Origin of the sequence: Mesorhizobium sp. M7A.F.Ca.CA.002.05.1.1, assembly GCF_003998335.1 — a bacterium.
Taxonomy (GTDB): domain Bacteria; phylum Pseudomonadota; class Alphaproteobacteria; order Rhizobiales; family Rhizobiaceae; genus Mesorhizobium.
In genome coordinates this window covers 1-2,403 of the sequence record NZ_RZQI01000892.1, presented here as the reverse complement: position 1 = coordinate 2,403, position 2,403 = coordinate 1, and the positions used below count along the sequence as shown (strand labels likewise).

General features: G+C 65.4%; 2 protein-coding genes. Both read left to right on the top strand.

Going from position 1 to position 2,403, the window contains the following annotated elements:
* Positions 1-70: 70 nt before the first annotated feature.
* The gene (locus EN939_RS30120) at positions 71-1,237 is read left to right on the top strand and encodes an acyltransferase family protein (protein ID WP_127271106.1); all 1,167 of its coding nucleotides are present in this window, start codon (positions 71-73) and stop codon (positions 1,235-1,237) included.
* The gene (locus EN939_RS30115) at positions 1,234-2,340 is read left to right on the top strand and encodes a glycosyltransferase family 2 protein (RefSeq protein ID WP_127271104.1); all 1,107 of its coding nucleotides are present in this window, start codon (positions 1,234-1,236) and stop codon (positions 2,338-2,340) included. The genes EN939_RS30120 and EN939_RS30115 overlap by 4 nt, the downstream gene beginning before the upstream one ends.
* The last annotated feature ends 63 nt before the right edge of the window (positions 2,341-2,403 follow it).

Sequence of the window (2,403 nt, the reverse complement as noted above, 5' to 3'; positions counted from 1 at the left end):
GCCTTAGCCTGCCGCTCGAAGCGGCCGGCTGGCGGCCTCATCGCGGATATCACGCCGGCGGAAGCCGCTGATGGGAAGCGCCCGTGACATCCAACTTGATGCGTTGAGAGCTATCGCCGTAACGATGGTGTTGTATTCCCATTTCTTCGCGGAGGGACCTTCGTTCTGGGGCCATATCGGTGTGCGGCTGTTCTTCGTGCTGAGCGGCTTCCTGATCACGCGCCTGCTCCTGGAGGCGCGCTCGGCCACCGAATTCGAAACCGGCCCGGCGCTGCGCTCCTTCTACATCCGGCGGATGTTGCGGATATTCCCGCCCTATTTTGCCGTCCTGGGTTTCGTCTGGCTGGTCGACCTGGATCAGTCCAGGGGGTCGCTGGTCTGGCATGCGCTTTATCTGTCGAACTTCTGGTATGCGCTGCACAATAACTGGAACCCTTGGGTGCTGGGCCATTTCTGGAGCCTGAGCATCGAGGAGCAGTTCTATCTTGCCTGGCCGCTGGTCGTCCTGCTGGCCCCACGCCGCCGCTTCGAGGCCATCTGCATCGCCGTCATCGCGCTGTCGCTGGCCTATCGCTTCTATTGGCCGATCACCGCCACGCCGACGCTGACGCGCGACCTGCTGCCGCCGGCATCCATGGATGCGCTGGCGTCGGGCGCGCTGCTTGCCTGCTGGCATTTTAGGGGCGCCGGCCTGCCGCACTGGATGCGGCTGGGCTGGCCTGCCTTCGCGGCCGCATTCCTTGTCATCGAGTGGTTAGTCCCGGAGCCCGCCGATCCGACACTGGAATGGGCCCGCTGGCTGCTGCGGGAAGTCCTGCCCCTGGTGCCGCTGATGGTCATCGTGGCAGCCTGTTCGCGCGGCCTTGGCGGCATCCTGGGCAGGCTTGCCGAAGTGCCGCCGCTGCTTGGCCTCGGCCGCATCAGCTACGGCGTCTATCTCTATCATCCGATATTGCTGTCGCTCGCAGTCAAGGCGCAGCCCTGGATTCCACTCAACGTCTCGGAGCAAGGGCCAGGGCGATTCCTGGTCGCGGGCGCCGCCACGATTGTCGCCGCCTGGATTTCCTGGGTGGTTTTCGAGAGGCCGCTCAACAGCCTGAAGCGCTACTTCCCCTATGTCGCGCGCACCCGCTCTGCACAGGGCAGCCATGATGGCTGGCTCGCGACGGCGGCCGTCGGACCGCCCGATGGCCGCACACCGGCGCTCGAACTCCAGCGCACGGATGCAAGACGATGACCGCCGCGCCGCTCGTCTCCGTCCTGTTGCCGGTCTACAATGCCGGCCCCTATCTCGCCGCCGCGCTGGGAAGCGTCCTGCGGCAGGATCACAGTCGCCTGGAGATCATCGCGATCGATGACGGCTCGACCGACAATTCGCTCGAGATACTCGAGCGATGCCAAAAGGCCGATAGCCGCATTTCGATCGTCTCGCGCGAAAACCGCGGCCTCGTCGCGACGCTCAACGAAGGGCTGGCGCTCGCCCGGGGCGAACTGGTCGCACGGATGGATGCCGACGACGTCGCCTATCCCTGGCGTCTGTCGCGCCAGGTGGCGCTGTTCGAGCGGCGGCCCGAACTGGGCTTCTGCGGCGCCGGCGTCGACATGTTGATCCGCGGCCGCATCGCCATCGGCAGGCCCGATCCGGTGTTCAAATTCGGCCGCATCCCTGTATTGGCGATGTTCTTCACGATCTTCATGCACCCGACGGTCGTCTACAACAGGAAGGTCATCGACGACAGCGTTCTCCACTACGACCCGATCTACAGGCACGCCGAGGATTTCGATCTTTTCAGGCGGCTGGCCGGCCGTTACCCGGCAGCCATGATGCCCGAAAACCTGGTCGTCTACCGCGTCCATGAGGCAAGCGTGACCAGCCGGCACGTCAAGGAGATGCGCAGGACGCATTTGCGCATCGTGGCCGAGAACCTTGAGCGCGAGGGCCTGGCGCAGGCCACGCGGGACCTGCGCGACATCGGCGATGCGGTCAGCCACGACACGGTCGCCCGTGCGGCCAGCTTCATCGTCGCGCTGGAGGAGGAAATCCGCTCGCTGCCGGCGGCGACGCGGCCGAGCTTCGAGGCTGGCGCGCTGAACCTGTTCTATTTCCTCTACCAGCTCGTCGCCGACGAAAAGCAGCCGGCGCTGACGCATGAATTGCTGACGCGGACCGCGAAATGGAACGCCATCCGGCGCCGCGAGCAATATGCGCTGCGGCCCGGCGCCTGGGCGCCCTGGCTCAGCCTCGCCTCGCTGTCGGCCGCCAGACAAGCCGATGCCATGGCGTACTTCTTCAAATCCGCGCCCGCCGCGGCGGTTCTGGCGTCTCATCGGTTGAGTTAAAGGCATGATCGTCAAAGCCCACCAAGCTCTGCAGCGCGCTCGCTCAGGCCCGATCCGACATGC